The following is a 24,667-nucleotide window of genomic DNA, read 5'->3' as shown; positions in this document are numbered from 1 at the left end:
ACACCCCAGGTCGATCAGTCCGTCCGATGCTCCGCGGGATCCGCGGATCCCTCGGCGACGGCACGGAAACGTTCGAGGTCCTCCGGACGGAACTCGGGCCGGTCGACCACCGCGTCGACGAGCAGCCGCAACTGGTGTTGCAAGGCCGGTACCGACTCGGTGCGCCGCTGCTCGGAGAGATGATCGATGAGCATGCGCAGAACCCGGGCGAGCGCCGTGGCCACGTGCAGCTGCGCCGAACCGGCCTGCCGGATCTGTTCGAAGGCGTGCTCGATGTACTCGTCGGGCGACAGGATCCACGGACGCAGCAGAATCCGGCCGTCCGCCCCCTCGATCGCCGGCACCGGACTGTCGGTGACCAGCAGGGTGCGCAGCAGACTGCCGAGTCGGAGCACCACCTCGGTGGCGGTCGTCGGGTCGTTGATCGCCTGACTGAGGGCGCGCAGCGCGATGTCGACGAGTTGCCGCAGCGCGAAGTCCACGTCCTGTTGCATGGTGCGCGCATTCGAGATCTCCACGGCCGCCTCGAGCCGCCGCAGGACCACCGCCCGTTCCGGCTTCGGATGGATCCGCAGCAGCGGTTCCCCGCAGTGGATGTACGCGCCGGGACGCGTCTCCATCCGCACGACCGCACCCGGCGGTACCACGGCGAGAACGAGCTCGGCCGGCGCCTGGGTCACCCAGCCGTCGCGCGGGGCGTGCACCGTCGCCCCCTCGGTGAAATCCGGCTCCGGCACCCGGTCGACGTGGATCTCGCGGTGCGCACTCCGGCTCGTGTTCGCGATGACCTTCTCGGCCTCCGAGGCGATGCTGCGCACCACCTCCCCGACCTGCAGACCATGGGCCAGCCGGTTGAGATAGGCGATGATGAGCACCACGGTCGACACCGCGAGAACCACTGCAAGGGTGGTCGACAGTGTCGGGGCGGGTGCGGCGTCGTCCGCGCCGATGTGGCGCAGCGTCAGCACGCAGTAGACGAAGGTCGCCACCAGCATCCCGATCACCGTCTGGCTGGCCCGATCCCGGATGAAGGACCGCATCACCCGCGGTGAGAACTGGCTGCTCGCCAACTGCAGGCTCACGACGGTCAACGAGAAGACGACACCGGCGGTGGTGATCGTGGCACCCGCCACGGTACTCAGCAGCCAGATCGCGGCGTTGCTGTTCATCTTCATGCCCCACGGGAAGGGGCCGGAGGCCCGATCGATGTAGCCGCTCACCTCCGCGAGCACGGCTCCGGCGACGACGACCAGCGCGGGCAGCGCGAACAGGCTCTCCCGGAATCGGTATACGCCCGCTGCGACCCGCAACTGTATCCACGATCTCGGCAGAGCACTCATGTCGACCACGCTATCGACAGCCACGGCTGCGGCAACCCGACTCGCGAAGCACAGCGACCACGACCGGTCTCCGCCCCGGAAGTGCTACCTTCTCACCCGGTCGTCCGGAGGGGGTGGATCCGCTCCTCTCGCGCGACGACCTCGATGCGGTCCTGCACTCGTCGCATCGCGCGTAGCCACCGATCCGGGTCCGATGCTCGCCGCCGGTAGTACTCCGCCACCTCGGGGTGCGGAAGGATCAGGAACCGGTCGTCGCCGAGGGCTCCGACGATATGGTCGGCGACCTCGTCCGGGGTGAGCACCCCGCTCTCGAAGATCACCCGGCCTGCCGCGTCGGTGGGCAGCAGATCCGTCGCGACGCCCTGCGGGCACACGCACTGGACGATCACGCCCTTGTCCCCGTAGGTCGCCGAGAGCCATTCCGCGTGGGCGACGGCAGCGTGCTTGCTCACCGAATACGCCGGGGAACCGAGCATGGTCAGCAGTCCCGCTGCCGACGCCGTCACCACGAACCGGCCGGTGCCCCGATCGAGCCACTCCGGCAGCAGTGCCCGGGCGGCGCGGACGTGACCCATGACGTTGACGTCCCAGGACAGCTGCCAGGCCGCCTCGCTCTCGGCCCCTCCGGTCTCGACCCCGGCGTTGGCGAACCACACGTCCACGGCGCCGAGAGCGGCGCGCGCACGGGCGACCAGATCGGCGACCCCCTGCTCCCCTGCCGCATCCCCCGGTGCCGCGACGCCACCGATCTCCTCGGCGACACGGACGCACGCGTCGGCGTCGAGATCGTTGACCACGACACGGGCGCCGGCCTGCGCGAGGCGGTGGGCGAGAGCCCGGCCGATGCCGTTACCGGCTCCCGTGACGACGACACCCGCGTCCCGGAGATGATCCGGAGTCGTCCTGTGTGTCAACTGTCGTCCTTCCGTTCGTGCCGGCCCGGACGTGCCGGGGCGGCAGGCGAGACCGGGCCCGGCAACGAGCGACTCGCCGCCGGGCCCCGTGATGACATCTCGATCCGTGTGGTCACATCTTGCTGAGCGCGTCGGTTCCGCCCACCAGCATCGCCGCGGCGACACCGACCGCGGTGACACCGGTCATGACCAGGGCGACAGCGGCGACGAGCGGGTACCCACCGTTGGACCAGTACTCGAACAGGATGGTGCCCATCACCTGCGTCTGCGAGGCCCGCACCAGCAGCGACGCCGTGAACTCGTGGGTGAGCAGAACGAACAACAGGGCCGCGGTCCCGCCGAGGCTGCCGCGCATGAGCGGCAACAGGATCTTCACGTTGGTGGCCACGAAACCGGCACCGCTCACCCGGGACGCCTCGAGATAGGTCTCACCCAGGGCGAGCATCGAGGACAGCTGCATCCGGGTCGCGAACGGCAGCATCAACGTCACGTACACCAGGATCACCACCCACGAGGTGCCGTAGAGGACGATCGGCCCCTGCGTGTAGGTCAGCAGGAAGGCGGCGCCGAAGATGACCGCCGGCACTCCCAACGGCATGGACACGAGCACGTCGGTGACCACACGCAGCACCGGGTACTTCGTGCCACGCACGATGAGGTTCGCGGCGACGAAGCCCAGGGGCAGGACGATCGCCATCGCGATCAGGGAGAACATCACGCTGTTGCCCACCGCGGCGGGCACCGCCGTACCGGAGAAGATCGTTTCGAAGTTCTCGAAGGTCAGCGCCGAGAAGTTGACGGTGCCACTCCAGTAGCGCGACAGGGCGACGAACACCAGCGCCAGCAGCGGCAGCACCGTCGACAGCAACGAGAACAGCAGGATGATCGCCACACCGGTCTTCGACGGGCGCCCCTGCGAACGGAAGGCCTTACCGCCGTGGGTGACGAACCGGCGCTGATTGCCCAGCATCGCCTTCTGCGCGAAGACCACCACGATCCCCACGATCAGCAGCGGCGAGCCGAGGGCCGCCGCGGTGGCGAACTGTGCCGGCGAGTCGCTGATCTGGAAGTACATTTCCGTGGTCAGCACGCTGACCCCGGTGTTGGTGCCCAGCAACAGCGGACCGGTGAACTGCCCGAGCCCGAGCAGAAGTGCCACGCCCGCGCCGTAGATGAGTGTGGGGCGCAGCAACGGCAGGGTGATCTTGAAGAAGACCTTCCATTCCGGCATCCCGGAGACCTGAGCGGCCTCGATCATCTCCGAGTTGATGTTCTCGAAGCCCGAGCGGACGAACATGTACACGAACGAACTCAGCGAGAAGCCGGTGATGATCACGATCCACTGGATCGAGTAGATGTCGATCGGGCCCTCTTCGAGATGCGACCACCACGGCAGGTTCCGCAGCATCGCGTTGAGGTAGCCGGGACGGGGTGAGAGCAGGAACGCCCAGCCGACGATCGCAGCGACGGCCGGGATCACGATCGGCAGGATCGGCAGGATCTGCAACACGGCCAGGCGTCGGGGAAGCCGGTTCGCCGCCCACGCCAGTGCCGTGCCGAGAACCATCGCGATCACCAACGAGCCGAACGCCAGGCCGACGGTGTTCCACAGGATCTGGCCGATGCGGGGCAGACCGAAGGCACGGTCGTAACCGGCTGCTCCGTCCTCGAAGGCCGTCGCCTGCAACCGCACCACCGGAAGCACGACCAGGTAGCAGAGCAGCGCCACGAAGGCGACGACGCCGAGGCGGCGCGCGACGACCCGCACCGCGTCGTTCCCGAGCGCGCGGGGGACACTCGGAGGGGCTTCACCGACCTCGGCGGTCGGCAACGTCATGACAGCCATGTCCGCCTCACCCCACCAGAGCGCCGGTCAGCGCCTGTCGGGGCAGTGCCAGTGCCGTGCCGTCGTTGTCGAAGGTGCGCGCGTCGAGCGGATCGAAGGCGAAGATCATCGTCGCGCCGCGGTTCACCGTGCGCGGCATGCGCGCCGTGTCGAATGTCTGGATCCGGGCATGCAACTGGCGGCGCACCGATCCATCGCCCACCACCGAGCACATCACGTCGAAGTGCAGGCCACCGTACTCGACATCGTCGATGTGCACGGCCATCCCGGCTTCACCGGGCAGCAGGTCCGCGACGTCGGTCACCAGCCGGACCTTCTCCGGTCGTAGGCGCAGGACGAACGAACCCACCGAAGCCTCTGCCCGCGGTTGCATGCCGTGGATCTCGGTGCCCAGCGCATACCAGCGTCCGTCGACGTACTCACAGGGCACCCGGTTCGACATGCCCGTGAAGCCTGCGACGTACTCGTCGACCGGCTCCTCGAAGACCTCTCGCGGCGGACCGATCTGGACGATCCGGCCGGCGCGCATGATCGCCATGCGGGTGCCCAGCGCCAGGGCTTCGCTCTGATCGTGCGTCACGAACACCGCCGTGAACGGCTTGCGCTGATGCAGGTCGTGCAGTTCCGCCCGGACCTGATCGCGCAGGCGCGCATCGAGGTTGCTGAGCGGCTCGTCGAACAGGACGAGATCGGGATGGGAGACCAGACCGCGTGCCAGAGCGACGCGCTGCTGCTGCCCGCCGGACAGTTCCGCCGGGAGCCGGTCGAGCAGACGTTCGCAGTCCACCAGCGCCGCGGTCTCCTCGACCCGGCCGTCGGCGAGCGCGTCGGTGAGCTTGCGCGACTTGAGTGGGTAGGCGATGTTCTTGCGGACCGTCATGTGCGGCCACAGGGCGTAGGACTGGAAGACCATGCCGATGAAGCGCTTGTCGGGCGGCAGGTTCACGCGGCGGGCACCGTCGAAGACCACCTCGTCGCCGAGGGTGATGGAGCCGCTCGCAGGCTGCTCGAGGCCGGCCAGACAGCGAAGGGTCGTCGTCTTGCCGCACCCGGACGGGCCCAGCAGGACCAGGAATTCGCCGTCCTCGATCTCGAGGTCGAGATGATCCACGGCCACCGTCGGGGGCTTGCCGTCGAAGTTCTTCAGCAGCTGGCGTATCGAGACATGGGACATCGTGTACTCACTTTCCGACCGTCGGAGATCAGTGCTCGGTGGCGAACAGGGCGGGTGCCGGTTCGCGAACGGGTTCAGGGGACGGGGTGCCGCCTTCCCGGTCTGCGCGGCCGGTCGCGAGCCGATACAGCCGCTGAGCGTGTTCGTCGGCGGTGCCCCACAACACGCTCGAGCTCAGCGCCCGGCGGTAGTACAGGTGGGCGGTGTGCTCCCAGGTGAAACCGATGCCTCCGTGCACCTGGACATTCGTCGCAGTGGCGAGGCCGGCAGCGTCTCCGCACGCGATCGCCGCGATGGCCGCTGCCTCGGCGCACTCGTCGTCGGTGCCCTCCTCGACCGCCCACACCGCGTGTGCGACAGCGGAGTCGGCCAGTTCCACGGCCACGGCCACCTCGGCGAGCATGTGCTTCACGGCCTGGAACTCGCCGACGAGGCGGCCGAACTGCACGCGTTCCTTCGCGTAGGCCACTGCGGCGTCGAGGCACGCGCGGGCGACGCCGAGACTGTCGCAGGCCAGCGCCACGAGGGCCCGATCGCGTACGCGGCCCGGTTCGGGCCGGTCGGTGAGCAGGGTGGCCGGGGCGTTCTCGGCGTGGATGCGTGCCAGACCCCGGGTGGCGTCGGTGCTCTCCATCGGTTCGACCGCCAGATGGACGCGGTCGACGGCGTAGAGGCCCAGGGCACCGTACCGGTCGACGGCGTGGATCAGGATCGTGTCCGCCACAGCTCCGTCGAGCACGAACTCGACTCGGCCCGTGAGAGTGACGCCTCCGCTGCCTTCGACTGCCCGGAAGGCGCTCTCGGCGGACGGCGCGTCGCACTCGTCCCCGGGGACCACCGTGGCGACAATCCGTGTGCCCGAGGCGATCCCTTCGAGGAGGTCCCCGGCGAGGGGGTGTCCGGCGCAGCGGGTGAGAGCCGCGGCGGCGACGACACCGCCGAGGACCGGGACCCGGGTCAATTCCGCACCGAGGGTTTCGAGAACGGCTGCCACGGTGGCGAAAGAGGTACCGAGACCGCCGAGATTCTCGGGGACGGCGAGAGCGCCGATTCCGATCTCACGGCCGAGTACGGACCACAGTTCGCGGTCGAGGGCACCGTCGCGGTAGACCCGATCGGTCCGCCCGTCCGCCGGGTCGGCCCGGCCGACGGCGGCTCGGATGGTGTCGACGAGGAGCGCCGTATCCTCCGCGCCGGTCGCGCTCGAGAGAATCATGGTGTCGCCTTTCCTGGGGATGCCGGCCGTGGGAGCTGATGCCGGCGTCGGGATCTGCTCAGTCCGAGGACGGAAGGGGCCGGGCCTGCTTCTCGGCGAGAACCGCGTCGCCGATCGCGAGGGGTCCGGTGCCGGGACGTACGCACAGCACCTCGACTCCCCCACCCTCGTATCGCTTGCCGATGAGAAGACCCTGGTCCGTCGCCCCGCCGGCGGCCGGCGCCGCATCGGCGGACATCGGTTCGCCTCCGCACAGCAAGGGTCCGGTCACCGTGCCGTCGACTCGGACGACCACGACTTCGGCACCGCACACGGGGCTCTTGAGACGTTCTCCGACCTTCATGTTTCTTTCCTCTCGCGTCCGGGACCGATCCGGGTCTCCGGAAGGTTCGTCGGGCACCGGAGGCGGCGCTGCCGACGGCGGCGGGTATCGATGGGTTCTACTGGCTGGAGCCGAACAACTGCGCGAACTCGGCGCGGAAGGCCTCGGTCTCGTCGGCGGTGACGATCCGGCTGTTGACCCAGATGTCGTCCGCGGACGTCGCGGCCGTGGAGATGTCGGGCAGCACGGAGCCGGCGCGGTCGGCGACGGCTTCCTGACCGGCCTTGGTCACCAGGAAGTTCGCGAACAACTGTGCGGCATTGGGGTGCGGTGCGGTCGCCGGGACCCCGGTGAGGAAGGGTGCCCCGAAGACCGGCGAGGGCAGACCGGAGTCGACCGGAGCACCGGCTTCCTTCTCCGCGGTGAGCGGCATGGTGTAGATGGCCGCGGCAATCTCACCGGAGGTCAGTGCCTGGGCCATCGCCTGGGCGCCCGGATAGGTGCGGGGCTTCTGACCGGCGAGCTTCTCGACGTAGTCGGGTGAGACCGTGTCCCCCAGGAAATCGTAGAAGTCCACGATGGCGGACGACACCGGCAGCATCACGCCGATCTTCCCGTCCGCGAGGGAGGGGTCGAGCAGGTCCTCGTATCCGTCGACGCCGTCCGGTACCCGGGAGGTGTTCCAGCCGTAGGTGAGGACCGCGGCCGACGAAAGGAAGATCCGGTCGTCGTCCCGCAGGAACTTCTCGCGGTCGAACTCGGCGGCGTCGAAGGCGGGGCCGGTGACCGGGACGAAGTAGTCCTCGGCCAGCCGCGTGTCCACCCAGGGCCGGGAGGCGGTGGCGATGACATCGGCCGTGTGGCGACCGGTTTCCGCCTCCGCAGCCAGCTTGGTCTGGAGGTTGGCGTCGTTGTCGCGGACGATCTCCACCCCGATGCCGTACACCGACTCGAATCGGGCCGCGAGTTCCTGGAGGTTGTCCGTCGGTTGCCCGGTGAGATAGGTGACCGAGCCTTCCTCCTTCGCGGCCTCGATGAGTTCCTCCCAGGCGCTGTCCCCGGCCGGACCGAGATCCTCCGCGGACACCTCCGTGGTACCGGACCCGCACGCAGCAGCAGCGAACGTCACTGCAGAGATGCCGATTCCGGCAAGCGAGCGACGAAGCGACGGAAATCTCATGGCAGACCTTTCGATTTTCTGAAGAGTCGAGCGACCGTGCGCCGGGGGACGCAAGGGCGATGCGGTGGGACGGCCGGGATGCTCAGCTTCCGGAAGCGACCCGACCGTGGACGCGATGTCGCGCCTCGCGCCAGGTCAGGCCACGGTCTGCCCGAGCCTCCGCGGGGAGCCCGAGAAGTCGTTCCGCGACGATGTTGCGCTGGATCTGATCCGACCCGCCGGCGATGCTGTAACCGGGGGCGCCGAGAACGTGCGCATTCCATTCGTAGGTACCGGGAATGCCTGTGTCGGCGATGAGGTTGCGTCCCAAGACCGTTCGTGCTGCGTCGGAGACCGCGGCGAGCTTGTCGACCCATTGGATCTTGCGGACGGATCCGATCGCCGAGGGCGCGGCCCCGCCGTCGCGGGCCTGACGGTCCCGCAGCAGGTCCACCGCGGCGAGTTGCTGGCGCAGGTACACCCGGGCCAGTTGCTCGCGCACACGCGGGTCCTCGTCGCGCCCGAGGCGCCGGGCCGTGGCCACGAGTTGATCGAACTGCCCGCCGACATTCGCGGTATTGGAGCCGCCTTCGCGTTCGAAGGCGAGTGTGGTCAGAGCGACGGACCATCCCTTGCCCACCTCCCCGAGACGAAGGCTGTCGGGGATGCGGACCCGGTCGAGGAAGACCTCGTTGAAGCTGCTGCCCCCGGACATCTGCCGGATCGGGCGGATCTCGACACCGGGAGCGTCGAGAGGGATCAGGAATGCGGTCATGCCCTGATGCTTGGGCTGGTCGGGATCGGTGCGGGCGATGAGTTCGCCCCATTCGGCGAACTGCGCTCCCGACGTCCAGACCTTCTGCCCCGAGACGATCCAGTCGTCACCGTCCCGGACCGCGCGTGTTCCGAGATTCGCGAGGTCGGAGCCGGCATCGGGCTCGGAGAACAGTTGGCAGGCAAGCAGTTCGCCACGAAGCATCCGTGGCAGGAACTGCTGCTTCTGCTCGTCGGTACCGAGGAGCCTGATGGTGGGGGCGATGAGATGCAGGGTGACCGAGACGAGCTCGTGCGGCGGGAGCGGGCACAGTTCGTTCTCGATGCGCGCGAAGGCTTCCGCGACATCGGTTCCGGTCTCCGTGCCGCCGTATTCGCTCGGCCATCCGAGCGCACCGTAGCCGGCGTCGAACTTCTCGCGCTGCCAGGTGCGGTGGCGGTCGAGGAGCGCCCGCTCCTCGTCTTCGGGGAGATCGTGGAAGACCGAGACGTCGTACTCGTCGTCGCGGACGGTGAACGACAGTCGAGCCAGGGTGTCGGTCATCCAGGTACGGGCGCGGGTCTCGAATTCCGAGAGGGACATGAATACTCCACTGGCTGAGATCGTCCCGGGTGGGGCGATCGGGCTGTTGGTCGGTCCGCGGCCGGTGGCAGAAGCTACCCGCTCGGCATCCATTAGGAACATACGCATATTAACGGAGATTTAGGTCACAGTCCAGTGATGCGAGAGATGCGTGTCACCCCGCCGGAGGACCGGGACCGGCTGCGAACCGCCGGTGCCGGNGGTCCGCCCCGAGGGTATGGACCGGCACCTGGGACTCGAGGACGTCAGTCCAGGTTGTAGAGCGCCGCGGCGTTGTCGTGCAGGATCTTTCGCGCGTCCGCCTCGGAGAGGTGCGCGAAGTTGCGACGCAGGTAGTCGTCCGGCCGCACGGCGTCGCTCGCCGGTCCCGGGGACATCGAGGTCGGGTGCGGGTAGTCCGTCTCGTAGAGCACGTTGTCGGCACCGAGTTGCTCGATCGCACTGCGGGCCGAATCCTGCTCGAACCAGAAGCAGCCGTAGATCTGCCGCTTGAAGTACTCGCTGGGCAGAAGCTCGTAGTTCGGGTGCTCCTTGTGCACACCGCTGTTCCGCCACTGCCAGTCCATGCCTTCGAGCGCGAACGGCATCCAGCCGATGCCCGACTCCACGGAGACGAACTTCAGCTCGGGGAACCGGTCGCAGATGCCACCGAAGATGAGCTGCGAGATCGTGCGGGCATTATCCATGAAGAACGAAATGCCCATCATGCCGTAGTTGGCCGCTACACCGTTGCTCTCGTGCCCGAAGCCGCTCAGATCGACCTCGCCCGATGCGATGTGGAAGTTGATCGGCAGCTTCTTCTCCTGCGCGGACGCCCACAGGCGGTCCCAGTACGGGTCGGTCAGTACCGGCAATCCGAATGCGGCCGGATTCTGCGTGAACACCAGACCCTTGTGCCCGGCAGCCGCGACCCGCTCGACCTCGGCGATGGTCGCCTCCATGTCCCAGAAGGGCAGAATGCCCACCGGGACGTAGCGGCCGGGTGCGAACTGGGCCCACTCGGTGAGGTAGTCGTTGTAGGCGCGGACACACTCGAGCTGCAGATCGTTGGATCCGTTGGACTGCAGTGTCTTCTGACTGAAGACCGCGACGTTCGGGTACAGGATCTGTGCGTGGATGCCGTAATCGTCCATCAGCGCCAGACGCTTGGCGGGATCCCACGAACGCGGATCGGTGTCGGCGAAGCGCGGCGGGCAGCTCGGCGGGTACTCGTGCCAGCCCGCCATCGCGGGCGCACCGACGGCGCTCATGCGGGTACCGGAGACGAACCACGCCTCGTCGCCGCGCTGTTCGTCCCACCGCACGTGGGGAACGAGATCGCCCCACTTCTTCGACATCCGGGACGTCCACAGGTCCGGCGGTTCGACGACATGGGTATCGGTATCGATGATCTTGATATCGCGAAGGTCGTACACGAGAACTCCTCCTTGTGGAGATCGGGAAGCGAAAATGTCGGTGCGCGAGTGCGCAGGAAAGGCGGCGACCTCGGGTCGCAACCGGAAAGCTCTGTTCGATCGAGTGGAGACGCGCTACTTGATCGCGCCGGCGATCTTGAGTTCGACGATGCGGTCCCAGTCCAGACCGTGCTCGAGCAGCACCTCGTCGGTGTGCTCGCCGTGATGCGGGGCTCGCGTCAGTGTCGGGGCCTCCCCGCCGAAGGAGGTCGGTGCCGTCACCATGTCCAGGGTCCGCCCGTCCTCGTATTCGACGGTGCGGACGAAGCCGTTCGCCAGGGCCTGCGGATCGGACAGCACGTCGATCGGCTTGCGGAAGACATCCCACTGCCCTTCCTGCTTGCCCAGGATGTCGGTCCACTCCGCGAGGGTGCGCTGCTCGAAGATCTCCGTCAGGATCGCCGTGCACTCACGGGAATTGCGGGCGCGGTCCTCGAAGGTCGCGAACCGCGGGTCGTCGATCAGGTGGGACAGGCCGATCGCCTCGCACAGGCCGGGCCAGAACTTCTGGCTCTGCAGCAGCGCGAGATGGATGTAGCGCCCGTCGCTCGTGCGGTAGATGTTGGAGACGGGATTGACCGGGTTGTGGCGGTCGGGATACGGCAACTCGTCGGTACCGACCATCTGGCAGCCCGCAATCGTCGCCTGCATCGCCCAGGCACCGACCGAGAACAGCGACGTGTCGACGACGATCCCCTCACCGGTGCGTTCGCGGTGGAGCAGACCCGCCGCGATACCGCCGGCCAGGGCCATACCGCTCTGGGAGTCACCGAAGGCCGGACCGGGCATGTTGGCGGGCCAGTCCAGATCGTCCGGGGCGATGGATCCGGCAGCACCAGAGCGCGCCCAGTAGGTGATGCCGTCGAAACCACCCTTGTCGCTGTCCGGGCCGGCGACGCCCTGAGCGGTGCCGCGGGCATACACGATCCGCGGATTGCGCGCGAAGATGTCGTCGACGTCGATACCCAGCTTGGCGCGCGCGTCCGGCAGGAAGTTCGTCATGAAGACGTCGGCGGATTCGACGAGCTTCATGAGCACCTCGCGCCCCTCGGGGTGGGCGATGTCCAGTGCGACGGCGCGCTTTCCGCGGTTGTTGATCTCGAACAGGCTCGCGAGGCCGTCGACCTGGGCGGGGACGCCCCAGGCCGCGGTGGAGCGGGTGGGGTCGCCGAAATCCGAGTGCTCGATCTTGACGACGTCGGCTCCCCAATCGGAGAGGATCGCGGCCGCCGAGGGGACGAACGCGTACAGCGCCACCTCTACGACCTTGATCCCGTTCATCACCGTGGTCATCGAGTGTTCTCCTTCGTCGTCTCACGGCCACGAGAGGCCGCGTACAGCATGGGAAGTGAGCGCCGAGCGACTCCGTGAGGTGCGGGTCGGGAATTCGGCGGAAGCTCGAACGCGAGCTGAAAACACCGTAACTATAGCAATGTTTTGTGCGTTGTACATCACAATTTTTTCGGGAGGTCGCGAGGCGACGCCACGCAGGGCGGGTCAGTAGAGCGACTCACCCCCGTCCACCACGAGGTTCGTGCCGGTGACGAACGCCGAATCCGGACTCGCGAGATACAGTGCGGCAGCGGCCATGTCCGCCGGGGTGCCGGCCCGGCCCATGGGGACCGTCGCGGCGCGCTCGTCGAACAGGTTGTTGCGGTCCTGGGCGAGAGGGGTCGCAGTGATGCCGGGCGACAGCGCGTTCACGCGCACTCCCGTGGGCGCGAGCTCGTAGGCGGCGAGGCGGACGAGCTGGTTCAGGCCCGCCTTCGAGGTGCCGTAGGGAACGAGCGAGGGCCGGGCACCGAGCGCGCGGATCGAGGAGACGACGACGATGGACCGGTTCTCGTCCGCACGCTCGACCATGGATCGCGCCGCCGCCTGCACACAGAGGAACGTCCCCGTCAGATTCAGATCGATGCAGTCCTGCCATTGCCGCGGCGTGAGCTCGAGGAAGGGCACCACACTCCCACTCCCGGCATTGGCGACGAGTACGTTGAGCGGCCCGTTCCGATCCTCCGCGGTCTCGAACATCGCGGCGATGGAGTCCGCGTCGCTGATGTCCGCGACGACGCCGGAGACCCGGTCCGCGGCCTCGCACCGCATCTGCAGTCTCTCGACCGCCGCGTCGAGCACTTCGGGCCGACGTGCCGCGAGGGAGACCGTCGCTCCGGCATCGAGCAGACGCTCGGCGATGCCGTAGCCGATGCCCTCGCTCCCTCCGGTCACGAGGGCGTGCTGTCCGACGAGAGCGCCCGCGCCGGTGTCGTTCGCAGAATCTCTGGGTATACGTGTGTTCTGAGTCATAGAGAGTGGTATAACATCAACTAACCGAAACATACATATATTTCCACCTAGCCCTCAACACCGGGCTTCCTCCCTATACTCGGCCGCACGCTCACCCCCGCTCGGACGAGTGCGGGCCCCTGCAGAGACGACGAGGACACCATGACCCGCAACTTCACGAGTTCGCAGTCGGACACCGCCGCGCGACGACGCGCGGTAGCCATGACTCGCACCGAGAAGGTCTCGCGCACAGTGGCACGCATGGTCGCCAAGGAGATCGCCGACCGGCAGCTCGCTCCCGGTTCGGCCCTCGAAGCCGAGTCCGAGATGGCTCGACGCTTCGGCGTCGGCCGCGCCTCCGTCCGCGAAGGGCTGCGACTACTCGAGGCCCAGGGCCTGGTGACGGTTCGGCAGGGTCTCGGCGGTGGGCCCATCGTCTCCGAACCCACGGGGAGCGAATTCGGCGACACACTGTCGATGTACCTGCAGGCCAAGGGTGTTCGTTTCCGAGAGGTGGCCGAGGCCGCACTGGAGATGGAGGGCCTCGCAGCGGCGATGCTCGCCGACCGTGTCGCCGCCGGCGAGGACGTCGATCTCGACGCCTTGGCCGGGAAACAGATCGTGCCGGAGATGACCGACGACGAGGTCGTCGACACCGCGGTCGGCTTCCACCAGACCTTGCGGGAGATGTCCGGCAACTACGTGCTCACCCTCACCGGCTCGGCGCTCGCGCACATCTACACCTTCCGCATGCTCGAAGCACACCCCGATGTCTGGGACGACGAAGAGCGCGAGGGCTTCGAGGGTCCGCACCAGGCGATCCACAGTGCCATCGCCGCCGGCGACTCGGAACGCGCCCGCCGCCTGGCCCGCGAACACATGCGTGAGGTCATCGACCGCCTCTCCGCCCTCAACCCCCGAATGCTGGACGAACGCGTGGACTGGCGCTGAGCCCTCCCCTTCGGCGACGACCTGCATCCGGGCATCCGCCCGCGACCTGCACATCGATCACCCACGGCCCGGCGTGCCTGCACGGCCGCCGGATCGCCGACGCAGGTCGCCGTACCGAACCGGAGCTCCGCGTGTCGTCGAAGGCTGTTTCCGATACGAGTCCGCGCCCACGCACCGCGCTCCCCCGCGCGGCGTGGGCGATCTCGTTCGCCACCGTCGGTGTCTTCATGGGCATCGGCGTCGTCAGTCCGATCCTTCCGTCCCTGGCCGACGAACTGGGTGGGTCCCCCGCTCAGGTCTCCCTGCTGTTCACCAGCTACATGGCGGTGATGGGTCTGGCGATGGTCGTCACGGGCTGGATCTCGAGCCGCACGGGGGTGCGCGCCACCCTCCTGGTCGGCCTGGCCCTGATCGCGGCAGCCGCGGTGGGCTCGAGTGCATCGTGGACACTGGGGCCGATCATCGGTTTGCGCGCGGGCTGGGGACTCGGCAACGCACTGTTCGTCGCAACGGCCCTGGCCGCGATCGTGGCCGCGATGCCGGGACGGCGCTCACGCGCGATCACCTACTACGAGGCCGCGGTGGGAGCCGGCATCGCCACCGGTCCGCTCGTCGGTGGTCTCCTCGGGCAGATCTCGTGGCGGGCCGCCTTTCTCGGGTCCGCGCTCCTGGTCGCCCTGTCCTTCGTCCTGTTGGCGGTCGTACTCCCCCGTACCCCGCGTGCCGCCGAACCGACTTCGCTCGTCGCGCCGTTCCGAGCCCTCGCCCGTCGCGGTCTGTTCTCGGTCGCGGCGGTGTCGCTGCTCTACCATCTCGGTCTCTTCACGGTGTTCTCCTACGCACCCTTCGTGCTCGGGTTCTCGCCCGCACAAACGGGTTTCGTGTTCTCCGGCTGGGGTGTCTGTCTGGTCTTCGCGTCGGTCGTGGCCGCACCCCGTCTGCGGGGATCGGTCGGTGCCGTGCCGACCGTTGCAGCGTCACTGGCCCTGTTCGCGACGACGATCGCGCTCGTCGCGGTCTTCACCGAGGACAGAGTTGTCGTGACGGTCTGCATCGTCGCTTCCGGGCTGTTCGTCGGCGTGCTCAACGCACTGGTGACCGAGATCGGCATGCACGTCTCCCCCGTGGACGGCGCCACAGCTGCGGCGAGCTACAGTTTCGTCCGTTTCGGCGGGGGCGCCTGCGCGCCGTGGCTGGCCGGATGGCTCGGGGAGGCCACCACTCCGTCCGTGCCGTTCGCCGCGGCGGCGGGCGCGACCGCCCTCGGACTGGGCGCCCTCGCCTTCGGCCGGAAGAGCCTGCCTCCGCGACCTCGACGTGATGTTTCCGGTGAGGGTGGCCCTGATCGAGCGACTGCAGGGAGTCCCTCTACGATTCGGGGGTGACGTGGGCCACTGCACGCGCTATGCTCTCTAATATCCCAAATATGACGATGTTTTGGTCGTCCATTCCTTCTTCTGCCTACGGCACGAAAGGCCACGTCATGAGCGAACTTTCCCTCGGATCCGGTTCCGTCGTCGTCACCGGCGGAACCGGTGGTCTCGGCACCGCAGTCACCGAACGGCTCCTCGCATCCGGCGCCCGGGTGGTCGTCCCGTGGTACGACGAGGCCGAAGCGGACCGGTTGACCCCCCACCCCGATCTCGTCCTCGTCAAGGCCGACCTGTCCGACGAGAACGACGTCGAGCGGGTGCTCGGCCTCGCGACCGCTGACGAGTCCCGCCCCCTGACCGGCCTGGTCAACCTCGTCGGGGGCTTCCACTCCGGTAGCCGCGTCCACGAGACACCCGTAGAGGTGCTCGACGCCCAGCTCTCCCTCAACCTGCGGATCGCCTATCTCGTCACCCAGGCCGCGCTGCCCGAACTCATCCGACGCGGTGGCGGATCGGTCGTGTGCATCGGGTCGGCCGCCGCAACCCGCCCGTTCCCGGGAGCCGCCGGCTACATCGCCTCCAAAGCCGCTGTCGCGGCACTGGTCCAGAGCATGGCGGTCGAGTACGCACCCGACGCCATACGCGTCAACGGTCTCGTGCCGTCGATGATCGACACCCCCGCCAACCGCAGCGCGATGCCGAACGCCGACACCTCGTCGTGGGCCCGCCCGGCCGACATCGCCGACGTCATCACCTTCCTGTTGAGCGACGCGTCCCGCTCGGTGACCGGCGCGCTGATCCCCGTCACCGGAACCACATCCGATCGCTGATCCCGGCCACTGGATACAGGAGGACCCCGCGGGCGATCCGCGGGGTCCTCTTCTGCATCCGCTTCACCGGCGAATCGGATTCACCGGTGGAGCGCCGGCGATCGCACACCGAGCCGGTCCGCGAGGGCCGCGAGATTCTCACGTCGCTCCGCGACGGTGGCGCCCTTCCATCCCGCATCCGCCCACACGACCAGATCGTCCAGTCCACGATCCCGGTACCGTTCGAGATCGGCCGCCGTCGTCGCCTCGGTGACCTCGACCCGTACGTAACACGGGAACTCGGCATTCCCACCCGCGTCCGTGCGATGACGGCGCAGGCTGTCTACCAGATCGACGGCTTCTTCGAAGGTGGGTGTGCCCGAGGAGATCCAGGCGTCACCGAGACGCGCCGCACGGGACAGGGCCCGAGGACCGTTGCCCCCGTACACGACCGGCACGGACACGGCTCGCGGGTGCAGCCGCACCTCGTCGAACCGATAATGGGCGCCCTCGTGGGAGAACGACTCGCCGGCCCACGCCTTCCGCAGGATCTCCACGCATTCGTCGGTGCGCGAGAACCTCCCGGCGAAGGGCACGTCGAGTGCAGCGAACTCCTCGGCGAGCCACCCCGCGCCGACACCGAACAACAACCGCCCACCGCTCAGTTCCTGCAGGGTGATCGTGGTACGCGCGGTGTGCAGGGGATGACGCAGCGCGGTGACGTGGACGGCCGTACCGAGCTTCAGCCGCTCGGTCACCGCCGCGATCGCCGCGTGCAGCGCGAGCGGATCGGTGAGTTCGGTGGTGTCGTCGACGATCGGTCCCGAATGGTGCTGGCGGGTCCCCGTCGACGGATGGTCGCTCGCGTACGAGGTCGGGTGCAGCACGTGCTCCCCCAGCCACAGCGCGTCGAATCCGAGTTCGTCGGCGGCGCGGGCCAGTTCGAGCGCGTCGAGCGGCGTTGTTCCGTAGGTACACAGTCCGATGTTGGGCATGTCTTCTCCTCGTGGTCGGGAACGGAGACGGGGCACGCCCGGGGGCGGTTCGCACCACCGGACGTGCCCCGTGCGGACAGGATCTCTGCTCAGGCATGCAACAGCCCGAGCGCTCGGCGCGCGAGCGGCGCGACGAGCTCCCCTCGCTGTCCCATACGCGGATCAGTGGTCTCTCCACGGATGAACCGCGCATAGAGTTGCTGCAGGATGACCACGGTCTTCCAGCAGCCGAAGGCCTCGTACCAGTCGATGCGCGACAGGTCGAGATCGCTGCCCGAGGCGTAGCGCTCGACGATCTCCGCCCGCGACGGCAGATCGAGCGCGTGCATACCGGGAACGACGATGAACGCCGCATCCGAGTCGGGAGCCACGGTCCGGTCCGGCCAGTAGTTGAGCAGGGTGCCCAGGTCCACGAGCACATCACCGGTCGTGGCCATGTCCCAGTCGAACACCGACTTGACCCGGTCGGGGTCGCCGTGCGGGAACTGGCAGTTGTCGACCTTGTAGTCGTTGTGCACGATTCCGGCCCGCTGACTCGCAGGGACATCGGCCCGGATCCGACGGCCGACCTCCTCGACGAGATCGGCGACCTCACGATCGGAGACGTACTCGGCGACGGCATCCCACCGGGACGCCCACCCGGCGACCTGCCGTTCCAGATATCCCTCCGGCCGGCCGAGATCGGCGAGATCGCACGATGCCGGATCGACGGCATGCAGGTCGGCGAGCCCGTCGACCACGGCGAAGCCGATCCGCCGACCGGCGTCCGGGTACTGTGCCATCGACTCCGGGATCTCGTCCCACACCACGATTCCGTCGCGGTACTCGGAGACGAAGAACTCGGCGCCCACGACAGAGGTGTCGGCACAGTGCAGCAGCGCACGCGGAGCCCGGTCGTACGCGCGGTACAGACGGGAGAGCACCCGATGCTCACGCGCCATGTCGTGCGCGCCGCGCGCGATCTGCCCGAAAGGAGGACGGCGCACGACCAGCAGGCGGTCACCGAAGGCGACCCGGTAGGTCAGGTTCGCCGAACCACGCGGGAACTGCAGCACCGAGAACTCCCCGTTGAGCCCGTCGAGGTTCGACCGCAGGTAGGCCTCGAGCGCGTCCCAGTCGAGTTCCTCCCCGGGACGGACGGGCGCGATCTCGACCCGCGGTTCCTCCACGCCCTCGACGCGCGACTCTTCGGCGACGCCCGTCATCACTGCACCCCCAGCGCCGGCAACCCGAACTTGGCCTCTGCTGCAGCATCCAGTGCGAGCAGATGGGTCGTCGGGAACAGCCCCTCGGCCGGCGTCGCCGTCTTCAGCAACTGCTTGGCGATCTGCTGCTTGTGCAGCTCGGTCGCGCCGTCCGCCAGGCCCATGTGGTAGCTCTCCAGAAGCCACTTGCCGAACGGCATCTCGGTGGAGATACCGAGCGAACCGTGCAGCTGGATCGCGCGGGAGACGACATTGTTGAGAACCTTCGGCATCACCATCTTCACAGCGGAGATGTCGGCGATGACCTTCTTGTAGTCGTCGAGCCGATCGATCTTCCACGCGGTCCGTAGCACGAGAAGGCGGAACTGCTCGAGTTCGACCCACGACTCGGCGATCATGTCCTGCACCAACTGCATGTCGGCGAGCGAACGGCCGCGCGTCTGCCGCGACACGGCACGTTCGAGCATCATGTCCAGCGACGCCTTGACCAGGCCGACCGTGCGCATGGCATGGTGGATCCGTCCGCCGCCCAGACGCGTCTGTGCGACCGCGAAGCCCTCGCCCTCCTCCCCCAGGAGGTGATCGGCCGGGACCCGCACATCGGTGTACTGGATGTAGGCGTGCGTGCCCTCGGACTCCTGGTGACCCCAGACACCGACGTTCCGGACGATCTCGATACCCGGCGTGTCCATCGGGACGACGAACATCGACGCCCGCTTCGTCCGGGGAGCCTCGGGATCGGTCACGGCCATCACGATGAGGAAGGACGAGAACCGTGCGTGCGAGGAGAACCACTTCTCACCGTTGATGACGTAGTGGTCGCCGTCGCGCACCGCGCGGGTGACGAAGCTGGTCGGATCGGAGCCACCCTGGGGTTCGGTCATCGAGTAGCAGGATGCGATCTCGCCGTCGATGAGCGGCTGCAGGTAGCGTTCCTTCAGCTCCGGTGTGCCGTAGTGCGCGAGGATCTCGGCGTTACCGGAATCCGGCGCCTGGCAGCCGAACACCACCGGACCGCTGTGGGTGGCACCGAGGATCTCGTTGAGCAGTGCGAGTTTGAGCTGCCCGTAGCCCGGACCTCCGAGCTTCGGGCCGAGATGGCAGGCCCACAGGCCCTTCTCCCGCACGATCTGCTGCAGCGGACGGATAAGTTTGTTGCGCGTCGGATCGGTCACGTCCCAGGCGTGTTCGATCACCCGGTCGACGGGGGCCACTTCCTCGTTCACGAAGGTCTGCACCCAGTCCAGCTTCTCCTGGAACTCCGGGTCCGTTTCGAAATCCCATGCCATGTCGATCGTCTCCTACCGTGTGATGAAAAGTTCTCGTCGGCGATCCGGTCGCCGATTCAGCGTGTGAGGACGGTGCACGCGCTGATGCCCGGCGCCCCGTACACATGGGTGAATCCGACCTTGGGGTCGCCCGGCACCTGCCTGTCCCCCGCCGCACCGCGCAGCTGGACGACGTTCTCGTAGACCTGACGCAGACCGGTCGCGCCGATCGGTTCCCCGTTCGCGAGGCATCCACCGTCGGTGTTGACCGGTATCGCTCCACCGATCTCGGTGGCGCCGGAGCGGATGAGTGTCTCCTGCTCCCCGTGCTTGCACAGTCCCGTCTCCGCCAGATGCATGATCTCCGCACCGGCCTCGGTGTCCTGGATCTGCGCCACGTCGATGTCGCTCGGGTCGATCCCCGCCGCTTCGAAGGCCGCGCGGGAGGCGGTCACCGTCGGACCGTCGGCACGTTCGGGCGAGGTCCACGGACTGAACACTTCGAACGAACCGAACAGCCGCGAGCGCAGTTCGGCAGCCTCGAGGAAGACCGGCGTGTCGGTGTAGCGGTGGGCCCGGTCGGCGCGGGCGAGCACGAGCGCGACCCCGCCCTCTGCCGGGGAGCAGAACATGTACTGGGTGAGCGGGTCGTTGACCATCGTCGACCCGGCGATCTCCTCCTCGCTGAGCGGAGTTCGTCGCCAGGCGTGCGGGGCGAGCGAACCGTTGCGGAACGCCTTGGCCGCCACCGTGGCCAGCAGCGATTTCGGCAGTCCGTGCTCGACGAGGTACCGCTGGATCTTCATGGCGAAGAACTGGGTGGTGACCATCATCCCGGTCTCGCCGTACCAGCGACCCAGCCCGTTGTCCTCGGGGCGAGGGTTGAATGCTCCACGAGGATGCTTGTCGAAGCCGACGACGAGACCGAGATCGGACTCGCCGGAACGGATTCGGCTGACCGCCGAGGTCAGGGCGCTGCCGCCGGTGGCGCATCCGTTGGACACGTTGACGAAGGGCAGGCCGGTCAGGCCCAGGGTGGACACGAGGGTGTCGGCGTTGCCGGCGGAATCGCTGCCTCCGTAGGCGAACTGGATGTCCTCGAACTCGACTCCGGCGTCGGCCATCGCCTGCCGGGCCGCGTAGGCGCCCTGGTCCAGGCCGCTCACGCCCTCGGTGCGGCCGAACCTGTGGATGCCGATACCGACGATCGCGACCTTCATGCCGCCTCCTCCTTGCTCGGTGCGAATGCGAAGGTGACGACCTCGGTGCCATCGTCGTCGACGTGGTTGACGATGCTGCACAACCGCATCGGCATCCCGATCTCCAGCGACTCCGGATCGTTCACGGTGAGCCGGGACTCGACGATCACGTCACCGAGATCGATGTAGCCCACGCCGAAGGGGGTGAACGGTTCGACGTGCAGGAACGGCTTCTTCGGAGCGAAGGACTGCACGGTGTACGACCAGAGCACGCCGTCCCTCGGCAAAGCCTCGGGGTTCATCTCCGCGGCCCCGCAGCGGGGGCAGCTGGGCTGCATCGGAAAAGTGACGGTCGCGCAATGAGAGCAGCGGGCGCCGCGCAGTGCGACGTTCGGGTCGTCGTCGACGAACAGGACCGGATCGATCGGGCGGGTGGGCGTCGTGGTCATTCGTCCTCCCCGGTGCCGTCGTTCGCGCGCTCGGTGTCGATCTCCCAGACAGGCAGCGCCACGGGGTTTCCGGCCGCGTCCTCGCCGAGGTCCTCGAAGGTGCAGCGGACCGGAGTTCCGGCGGTGACGTCCGCGCTACCGGGCAGGTTGCCGATCAGGCGCACGCCGGCCTGCTCTCCGTCGAGGTCGACGACGATCACGGTGTACGGGACCGGGAACAGCGGATGCACCTGATGTTCGACGATGGTGTGGCTGTACACGGTGCCGGTGTGGGGTGCCGGCTTCCACGACACCTCGGTGCTCGCGCAATACACGCAGCGCGGGCGCGGCAGGTGGATGCGTCGCCCGCAATCCTCGCAGGTGAGGATCTCGATGCGGCGCTCGGCAGCGGCGGAGAAGAAGCCTGCGCTGCCCCGTTCGGTGACGAGGGGACGGAGCCGGTCGGTGGTCGCCGCGCTCGCGGCTGCCGCGGCGCTCATGCCGCCACCAGGATCAGCGCGGACGCCGCCGGGGGCGGGGCCGAGGTGACCAGGGAGACCTGCGCGCCCTCGACCTGGCTCGTGGAGGTGCCGCGGATCTGCCGCACCCCTTCGACGACGTGGTTCATTCCGTGGATGTATCCCTCGGACATGTGTCCTCCGCTGGTGTTGATCGGTATCGTTCCACCGAGGTCGATCTGCCCCTCGGCGAGGAAATCGCCGGTGTCGCCGCGCTTGCAGAACCCGTAGTCCTCGAGCTGGATGAGGGCCGTGATGGAGTAGCAGTCGTAGATCTGCGCGACGTCGACGTCCGCGGGACCGAGACCGGCCCGGTTGTAGAGCGTGTCCTGACATTCCCGCGACGGCAGGGCGGTGATGTCCTCGCGCATGAGTGTCGGGTACATCAGGCCCGGCTGGGGCTGACGGCAGGTCGACATCGCGACCGACCGGATGAGCGCCGGCGTCTGCCGCAGGTCCTTGGCGCGTTCGGCGGTGGTGACGACGACCGCTGCGGCACCGTCGGTTTCGAGGCAGTAATCGAACAGGCGCAGGGGCGATGACAGCATGCGCGAATCGAAGTAGTCGTCGAGCGTCATCGTCCGGTCGTACATCTGGGCGGCCGGATTCGCATTGGCGCGCTTGCGGGTCACCAGCGCGATCTGCGCGAGTTGCTCGGAGGTCAGACCGGTCTCGGTCATGTAGCGCTGAGCCATCAGCGCGAAGTACTGGCCGGACGACAGCAGCCCGTACGGGCCGAAGAACTCCTCGAAGGTCTCGTTGCCGCCCACCTCGGGGGTGACGACCGGAGACAGGCCGAACCGACGGCCCGATCGGCCGTTGAGCGAACGGAACACGACGACGGTGGTCGCCTGTCCGCTCATGATGGCGGCCACGGCCTGGGCGACCATCGCGGCCGGCCCCGAACCACCCGGGCCGGCCTCGCCCCAGTAGGTCAGGTGCGGGACGCCGAGTCCGTCGGCGAGCGCCGCACACGAGACGAGATCCATATCGTTGCGGACGACGCCGTCGACATCGGCCGGGGTCAGTCCGGCGTCCTCTAGGGCCGCCGCGGCGGCCTCGACGGCGAGCGCTGTGACGGAGACACCGGAATCCTTGGAGAACGCGGTGGTTCCGATTCCTGCAATGGCGCAGGCATCCCTGCGCCAGGTCGGGTCGGTGGACATGTGTGGGTCACCTCTGTGTGTCGTGCCCGCCGCAGCGGGCGGGGAGTCAGTTCGCGGTCAGTCCGCCGTCGGCGGCGATCGCCGCGCCGGTCACGAAGGAAGAGTCGTCGGACAACAGGAAGGCCACCACCGACGCCATCTCGGCCGGGTCCGCCGAGCGTCCGAGCGCGGTGTTCTCCACCACCCGACTGCGGGTCGCCTCGGGCTCCGGGCCCTGCAGCGCCTGCGAGTTCACCCGCAGACCCGTCCGCACCAGTCCGGGGCACAGGCAGTTGGCCCGGATGTTCCGGTCCGCGTACCCCATGGCAACCGACCGGGTGAGCTGCAGGACGCCTCCCTTGGACGCGTCGTAACCGGGGGTGTTCAGGTTGGTCGCCACCAGCGACGCGACCGAGCCGACGGTCACGATCGAGCCCCCGCCGGCCTGGAGCAGGTGGGGCAGGGTGGCCCGCAACGGCAGGAAGGTACCGGTGAGGTTCACGCGCAGGATGCGTTCCCAATGGGCGAGTTCCATCTCGTGGAGCATCGCCGTCCCGTTGATGCCGGCGCAGGTCACCACGCCGTCGAGGCCTCCGAACTCGTCCGCCGCGGCAGCCACGGCGTCCGCGACGGAGGTCTCGTCGCCGACGTCGCACCGCAGCCCCAGCGTCGGTGCGCCGGTCTCCGCGACCGAAGCGGACACGGCCTCCGCGGCCTCGCCCCGGGCGTCGGTCACCGCGACCGCTGCACCCTCGGCCGCGAGTCGCTTCGCCACGGCCTCACCGATGCCGCTGCCACCACCGGTCACGAAGAGCCGGCGACCTTCGAGTCTACTCGGCACCCGAGCGGTTTCGGGCCGGGTCTCGTTGTCCAGAGCGGTCACAGTCGCACCCCCGCGTCGACCGGCAGTGCCACGCCGGTGATGAATCGTGCTTCGTCCGAGGCGAGGAACAACACGGCGTTGCTCATGTCCTCGGGCGCAACCCAGCCGATGCCCATGGGATTGCGGTCCTTGGAGCGCTCCCACAGGTCGTCCGGTCCCGGATTCTCGAGATCGGGCCCGAAGATCCGGAAGGTCGCATCGTTGTGCAGCATCGGGGTCTCCACGGCGCTCGGATTGACCGTGTTGACGCGGATGCCGTGGGGGCCGAGTTCGGTGGCCAGAGTCCGCATGAGGCCGACGACACCGCTCTTCGACGCGTTGTAGTGACCGATGTTGGCCGAGCCGAGCATCGCCTGGATCGAGCTGGTCATGACGATCGATCCACCGCGGCCGGCGCGGATCATCTCCGGAACGACGGCTCGAACGGTGTGGAACACCCCGGTGAGGTTGACGTCGAGCATGTCCTGCCATTCGGCGTCGCTCAGCTCCCAGGTGGGCCGGAAGCCCACGATGCCCGCGTTGGCACAGACGATGTCGATGTGCCCGAACGTTCCGATCGCGTCCGCAACCGCAGCATCGAGCTGCGTCTGGTCCCGGACGTCGGCGACGCGGGACAGGACCCGACGGCCGGTCGCGGCGACGAGCGCCTCGGTCTCCTTCAGGTCGTCCCCGGTGGCAAGCGGGTACGGCACCGAGTCGATCGACCTGCACACGTCGAGGAGGACGACGTCCGCCCCTTCCTCGGCGAGACGCACGGCGTGCGCGCGCCCTTGGCCACGGGCCGCGCCGGTGATCAGTGCGACCTTTCCTTCAACTCTTCCCATGGGG

Annotated in this window: 23 protein-coding genes; 3 read left to right on the top strand and 20 right to left on the bottom strand. The window is 68.1% G+C overall.

Annotation, left to right across the window (positions count from 1 at the left end):
- Positions 1-14: 14 nt before the first annotated feature.
- The 11 genes from ACNJ7K_RS23215 to ACNJ7K_RS23165 form a co-directional block, all read right to left on the bottom strand.
- A complete protein-coding gene (locus tag ACNJ7K_RS23215) occupies positions 15-1,340 on the bottom strand; it encodes a DUF2254 domain-containing protein (RefSeq protein ID WP_487042231.1) in 1,326 nt (441 codons plus the stop codon).
- A 92-nt stretch (positions 1,341-1,432) separates the two neighbouring features.
- Positions 1,433-2,254, bottom strand: a complete 822-nt coding sequence (locus ACNJ7K_RS23210; protein ID WP_159418403.1) for an SDR family oxidoreductase — start codon at positions 2,252-2,254, stop codon at positions 1,433-1,435.
- A 112-nt stretch (positions 2,255-2,366) separates the two neighbouring features.
- Positions 2,367-4,100: an ABC transporter permease gene (locus tag ACNJ7K_RS23205; protein WP_120282506.1), complete on the bottom strand. Its 1,734-nt coding sequence runs from the start codon at positions 4,098-4,100 to the stop codon at positions 2,367-2,369.
- Between the two features lie 7 nt (positions 4,101-4,107).
- On the bottom strand, positions 4,108-5,274 hold the full coding sequence (locus tag ACNJ7K_RS23200; protein WP_120282505.1) for an ABC transporter ATP-binding protein: 1,167 nt from the start codon (positions 5,272-5,274) through the stop codon (positions 4,108-4,110).
- Positions 5,275-5,302: 28 nt separating this feature from the next.
- Positions 5,303-6,490, bottom strand: coding sequence for an acyl-CoA dehydrogenase family protein (locus tag ACNJ7K_RS23195; RefSeq protein ID WP_487042230.1), 1,188 nt, complete (start codon positions 6,488-6,490; stop codon positions 5,303-5,305).
- 58 nt (positions 6,491-6,548) lie between these two features.
- Entirely contained in the window at positions 6,549-6,833 is a 285-nt protein-coding gene (locus tag ACNJ7K_RS23190) for a hypothetical protein (protein WP_120282503.1), read from the bottom strand.
- A gap of 97 nt (positions 6,834-6,930) precedes the next feature.
- Positions 6,931-7,992, bottom strand: coding sequence for an extracellular solute-binding protein (locus tag ACNJ7K_RS23185; protein WP_120282502.1), 1,062 nt, complete (start codon positions 7,990-7,992; stop codon positions 6,931-6,933).
- 82 nt (positions 7,993-8,074) lie between these two features.
- On the bottom strand, positions 8,075-9,328 hold the full coding sequence (locus tag ACNJ7K_RS23180) for an acyl-CoA dehydrogenase family protein (RefSeq protein ID WP_120282501.1): 1,254 nt from the start codon (positions 9,326-9,328) through the stop codon (positions 8,075-8,077).
- Between the two features lie 245 nt (positions 9,329-9,573).
- On the bottom strand, positions 9,574-10,743 hold the full coding sequence (locus ACNJ7K_RS23175) for an amidohydrolase family protein (RefSeq protein ID WP_059381447.1): 1,170 nt from the start codon (positions 10,741-10,743) through the stop codon (positions 9,574-9,576).
- A gap of 114 nt (positions 10,744-10,857) precedes the next feature.
- Complete coding sequence (locus ACNJ7K_RS23170; protein WP_120282500.1) at positions 10,858-12,075, bottom strand: CaiB/BaiF CoA transferase family protein; 1,218 nt, start codon at positions 12,073-12,075, stop codon at positions 10,858-10,860.
- Positions 12,076-12,279: 204 nt separating this feature from the next.
- Complete coding sequence (locus ACNJ7K_RS23165; protein WP_487042229.1) at positions 12,280-13,086, bottom strand: SDR family NAD(P)-dependent oxidoreductase; 807 nt, start codon at positions 13,084-13,086, stop codon at positions 12,280-12,282.
- 141 nt (positions 13,087-13,227) lie between these two features.
- Here ACNJ7K_RS23165 and ACNJ7K_RS23160 point away from each other — a divergent pair, with 141 nt between their 5' ends.
- From ACNJ7K_RS23160 to ACNJ7K_RS23150, 3 genes are all read left to right on the top strand, one after another.
- The gene (locus ACNJ7K_RS23160; RefSeq protein WP_120282498.1) at positions 13,228-14,016 is read left to right on the top strand and encodes a FadR/GntR family transcriptional regulator; all 789 of its coding nucleotides are present in this window, start codon (positions 13,228-13,230) and stop codon (positions 14,014-14,016) included.
- Positions 14,017-14,147: 131 nt separating this feature from the next.
- A complete protein-coding gene (locus ACNJ7K_RS23155; RefSeq protein ID WP_487042228.1) occupies positions 14,148-15,401 on the top strand; it encodes an MFS transporter in 1,254 nt (417 codons plus the stop codon).
- 98 nt (positions 15,402-15,499) lie between these two features.
- On the top strand, positions 15,500-16,219 hold the full coding sequence (locus tag ACNJ7K_RS23150) for an SDR family NAD(P)-dependent oxidoreductase (RefSeq protein ID WP_120282496.1): 720 nt from the start codon (positions 15,500-15,502) through the stop codon (positions 16,217-16,219).
- An 80-nt stretch (positions 16,220-16,299) separates the two neighbouring features.
- Here the strand turns inward: ACNJ7K_RS23150 and ACNJ7K_RS23145 are convergent, their stop codons facing one another.
- The 9 genes from ACNJ7K_RS23145 to ACNJ7K_RS23105 form a co-directional block, all read right to left on the bottom strand.
- Positions 16,300-17,193 carry a TIGR03619 family F420-dependent LLM class oxidoreductase gene (locus ACNJ7K_RS23145; RefSeq protein WP_487042227.1) on the bottom strand — a complete coding sequence of 298 codons (894 nt, stop codon included), beginning with the start codon at positions 17,191-17,193 and terminating at the stop codon, positions 16,300-16,302.
- An 89-nt stretch (positions 17,194-17,282) separates the two neighbouring features.
- Positions 17,283-18,398, bottom strand: coding sequence for a phosphotransferase family protein (locus ACNJ7K_RS23140; protein WP_487042226.1), 1,116 nt, complete (start codon positions 18,396-18,398; stop codon positions 17,283-17,285).
- Positions 18,398-19,687 (bottom strand): acyl-CoA dehydrogenase family protein, encoded by a 1,290-nt coding sequence (locus tag ACNJ7K_RS23135; protein ID WP_487042225.1) that lies wholly within the window; start codon positions 19,685-19,687, stop codon positions 18,398-18,400. The genes ACNJ7K_RS23140 and ACNJ7K_RS23135 overlap by 1 nt, the downstream gene beginning before the upstream one ends.
- A 56-nt stretch (positions 19,688-19,743) precedes the next feature.
- Positions 19,744-20,886: a thiolase family protein gene (locus ACNJ7K_RS23130; RefSeq protein ID WP_120282492.1), complete on the bottom strand. Its 1,143-nt coding sequence runs from the start codon at positions 20,884-20,886 to the stop codon at positions 19,744-19,746.
- Entirely contained in the window at positions 20,883-21,314 is a 432-nt protein-coding gene (locus ACNJ7K_RS23125) for a Zn-ribbon domain-containing OB-fold protein (protein WP_487042224.1), read from the bottom strand. The genes ACNJ7K_RS23130 and ACNJ7K_RS23125 overlap by 4 nt, the downstream gene beginning before the upstream one ends.
- A complete protein-coding gene (locus ACNJ7K_RS23120; RefSeq protein ID WP_487042223.1) occupies positions 21,311-21,793 on the bottom strand; it encodes a Zn-ribbon domain-containing OB-fold protein in 483 nt (160 codons plus the stop codon). The genes ACNJ7K_RS23125 and ACNJ7K_RS23120 overlap by 4 nt, the downstream gene beginning before the upstream one ends.
- A complete protein-coding gene (locus ACNJ7K_RS23115) occupies positions 21,790-22,977 on the bottom strand; it encodes a thiolase C-terminal domain-containing protein (protein WP_487042222.1) in 1,188 nt (395 codons plus the stop codon). Before ACNJ7K_RS23115 ends, ACNJ7K_RS23120 begins: the two co-directional genes overlap by 4 nt.
- Before the next feature lie 46 nt (positions 22,978-23,023).
- Positions 23,024-23,839, bottom strand: a complete 816-nt coding sequence (locus tag ACNJ7K_RS23110; protein ID WP_487042221.1) for an SDR family NAD(P)-dependent oxidoreductase — start codon at positions 23,837-23,839, stop codon at positions 23,024-23,026.
- Positions 23,836-24,663, bottom strand: coding sequence for a mycofactocin-coupled SDR family oxidoreductase (locus ACNJ7K_RS23105; RefSeq protein ID WP_120282488.1), 828 nt, complete (start codon positions 24,661-24,663; stop codon positions 23,836-23,838). The genes ACNJ7K_RS23110 and ACNJ7K_RS23105 overlap by 4 nt, the downstream gene beginning before the upstream one ends.
- Between the last annotated feature and the right edge of the window lie 4 nt (positions 24,664-24,667).

It is taken from the genome of Rhodococcus shunpengi, assembly GCF_048381395.1.
In the GTDB taxonomy this organism is placed as follows: Bacteria; Actinomycetota; Actinomycetes; order Mycobacteriales; family Mycobacteriaceae; genus Rhodococcus.
Note: the sequence above shows the minus strand (reverse complement) of the source record. Positions and strands in the feature narration are given on the sequence as shown.

Coding starts and splice junctions, on each gene's coding strand:
- ACNJ7K_RS23195 (WP_487042230.1), bottom strand. CDS start 6,490: ATGATTCTCTCGAGCGCGACCGGCGCGGAGGATACGGCGCTCCTCGTC.
- ACNJ7K_RS23190 (WP_120282503.1), bottom strand. CDS start 6,833: ATGAAGGTCGGAGAACGTCTCAAGAGCCCCGTGTGCGGTGCCGAAGTC.
- ACNJ7K_RS23135 (WP_487042225.1), bottom strand. CDS start 19,687: ATGGCATGGGATTTCGAAACGGACCCGGAGTTCCAGGAGAAGCTGGAC.
- ACNJ7K_RS23160 (WP_120282498.1), top strand. CDS start 13,228: ATGACCCGCAACTTCACGAGTTCGCAGTCGGACACCGCCGCGCGACGA.
- ACNJ7K_RS23215 (WP_487042231.1), bottom strand. CDS start 1,340: ATGAGTGCTCTGCCGAGATCGTGGATACAGTTGCGGGTCGCAGCGGGC.
- ACNJ7K_RS23115 (WP_487042222.1), bottom strand. CDS start 22,977: ATGTCCACCGACCCGACCTGGCGCAGGGATGCCTGCGCCATTGCAGGA.
- ACNJ7K_RS23185 (WP_120282502.1), bottom strand. CDS start 7,992: ATGAGATTTCCGTCGCTTCGTCGCTCGCTTGCCGGAATCGGCATCTCT.
- ACNJ7K_RS23140 (WP_487042226.1), bottom strand. CDS start 18,398: ATGACGGGCGTCGCCGAAGAGTCGCGCGTCGAGGGCGTGGAGGAACCG.
- ACNJ7K_RS23205 (WP_120282506.1), bottom strand. CDS start 4,100: ATGGCTGTCATGACGTTGCCGACCGCCGAGGTCGGTGAAGCCCCTCCG.
- ACNJ7K_RS23145 (WP_487042227.1), bottom strand. CDS start 17,193: ATGCCCAACATCGGACTGTGTACCTACGGAACAACGCCGCTCGACGCG.
- ACNJ7K_RS23170 (WP_120282500.1), bottom strand. CDS start 12,075: ATGACCACGGTGATGAACGGGATCAAGGTCGTAGAGGTGGCGCTGTAC.
- ACNJ7K_RS23105 (WP_120282488.1), bottom strand. CDS start 24,663: ATGGGAAGAGTTGAAGGAAAGGTCGCACTGATCACCGGCGCGGCCCGT.
- ACNJ7K_RS23165 (WP_487042229.1), bottom strand. CDS start 13,086: ATGACTCAGAACACACGTATACCCAGAGATTCTGCGAACGACACCGGC.
- ACNJ7K_RS23180 (WP_120282501.1), bottom strand. CDS start 9,328: ATGTCCCTCTCGGAATTCGAGACCCGCGCCCGTACCTGGATGACCGAC.
- ACNJ7K_RS23200 (WP_120282505.1), bottom strand. CDS start 5,274: ATGTCCCATGTCTCGATACGCCAGCTGCTGAAGAACTTCGACGGCAAG.
- ACNJ7K_RS23125 (WP_487042224.1), bottom strand. CDS start 21,314: ATGACCACGACGCCCACCCGCCCGATCGATCCGGTCCTGTTCGTCGAC.
- ACNJ7K_RS23150 (WP_120282496.1), top strand. CDS start 15,500: ATGAGCGAACTTTCCCTCGGATCCGGTTCCGTCGTCGTCACCGGCGGA.
- ACNJ7K_RS23130 (WP_120282492.1), bottom strand. CDS start 20,886: ATGAAGGTCGCGATCGTCGGTATCGGCATCCACAGGTTCGGCCGCACC.
- ACNJ7K_RS23120 (WP_487042223.1), bottom strand. CDS start 21,793: ATGAGCGCCGCGGCAGCCGCGAGCGCGGCGACCACCGACCGGCTCCGT.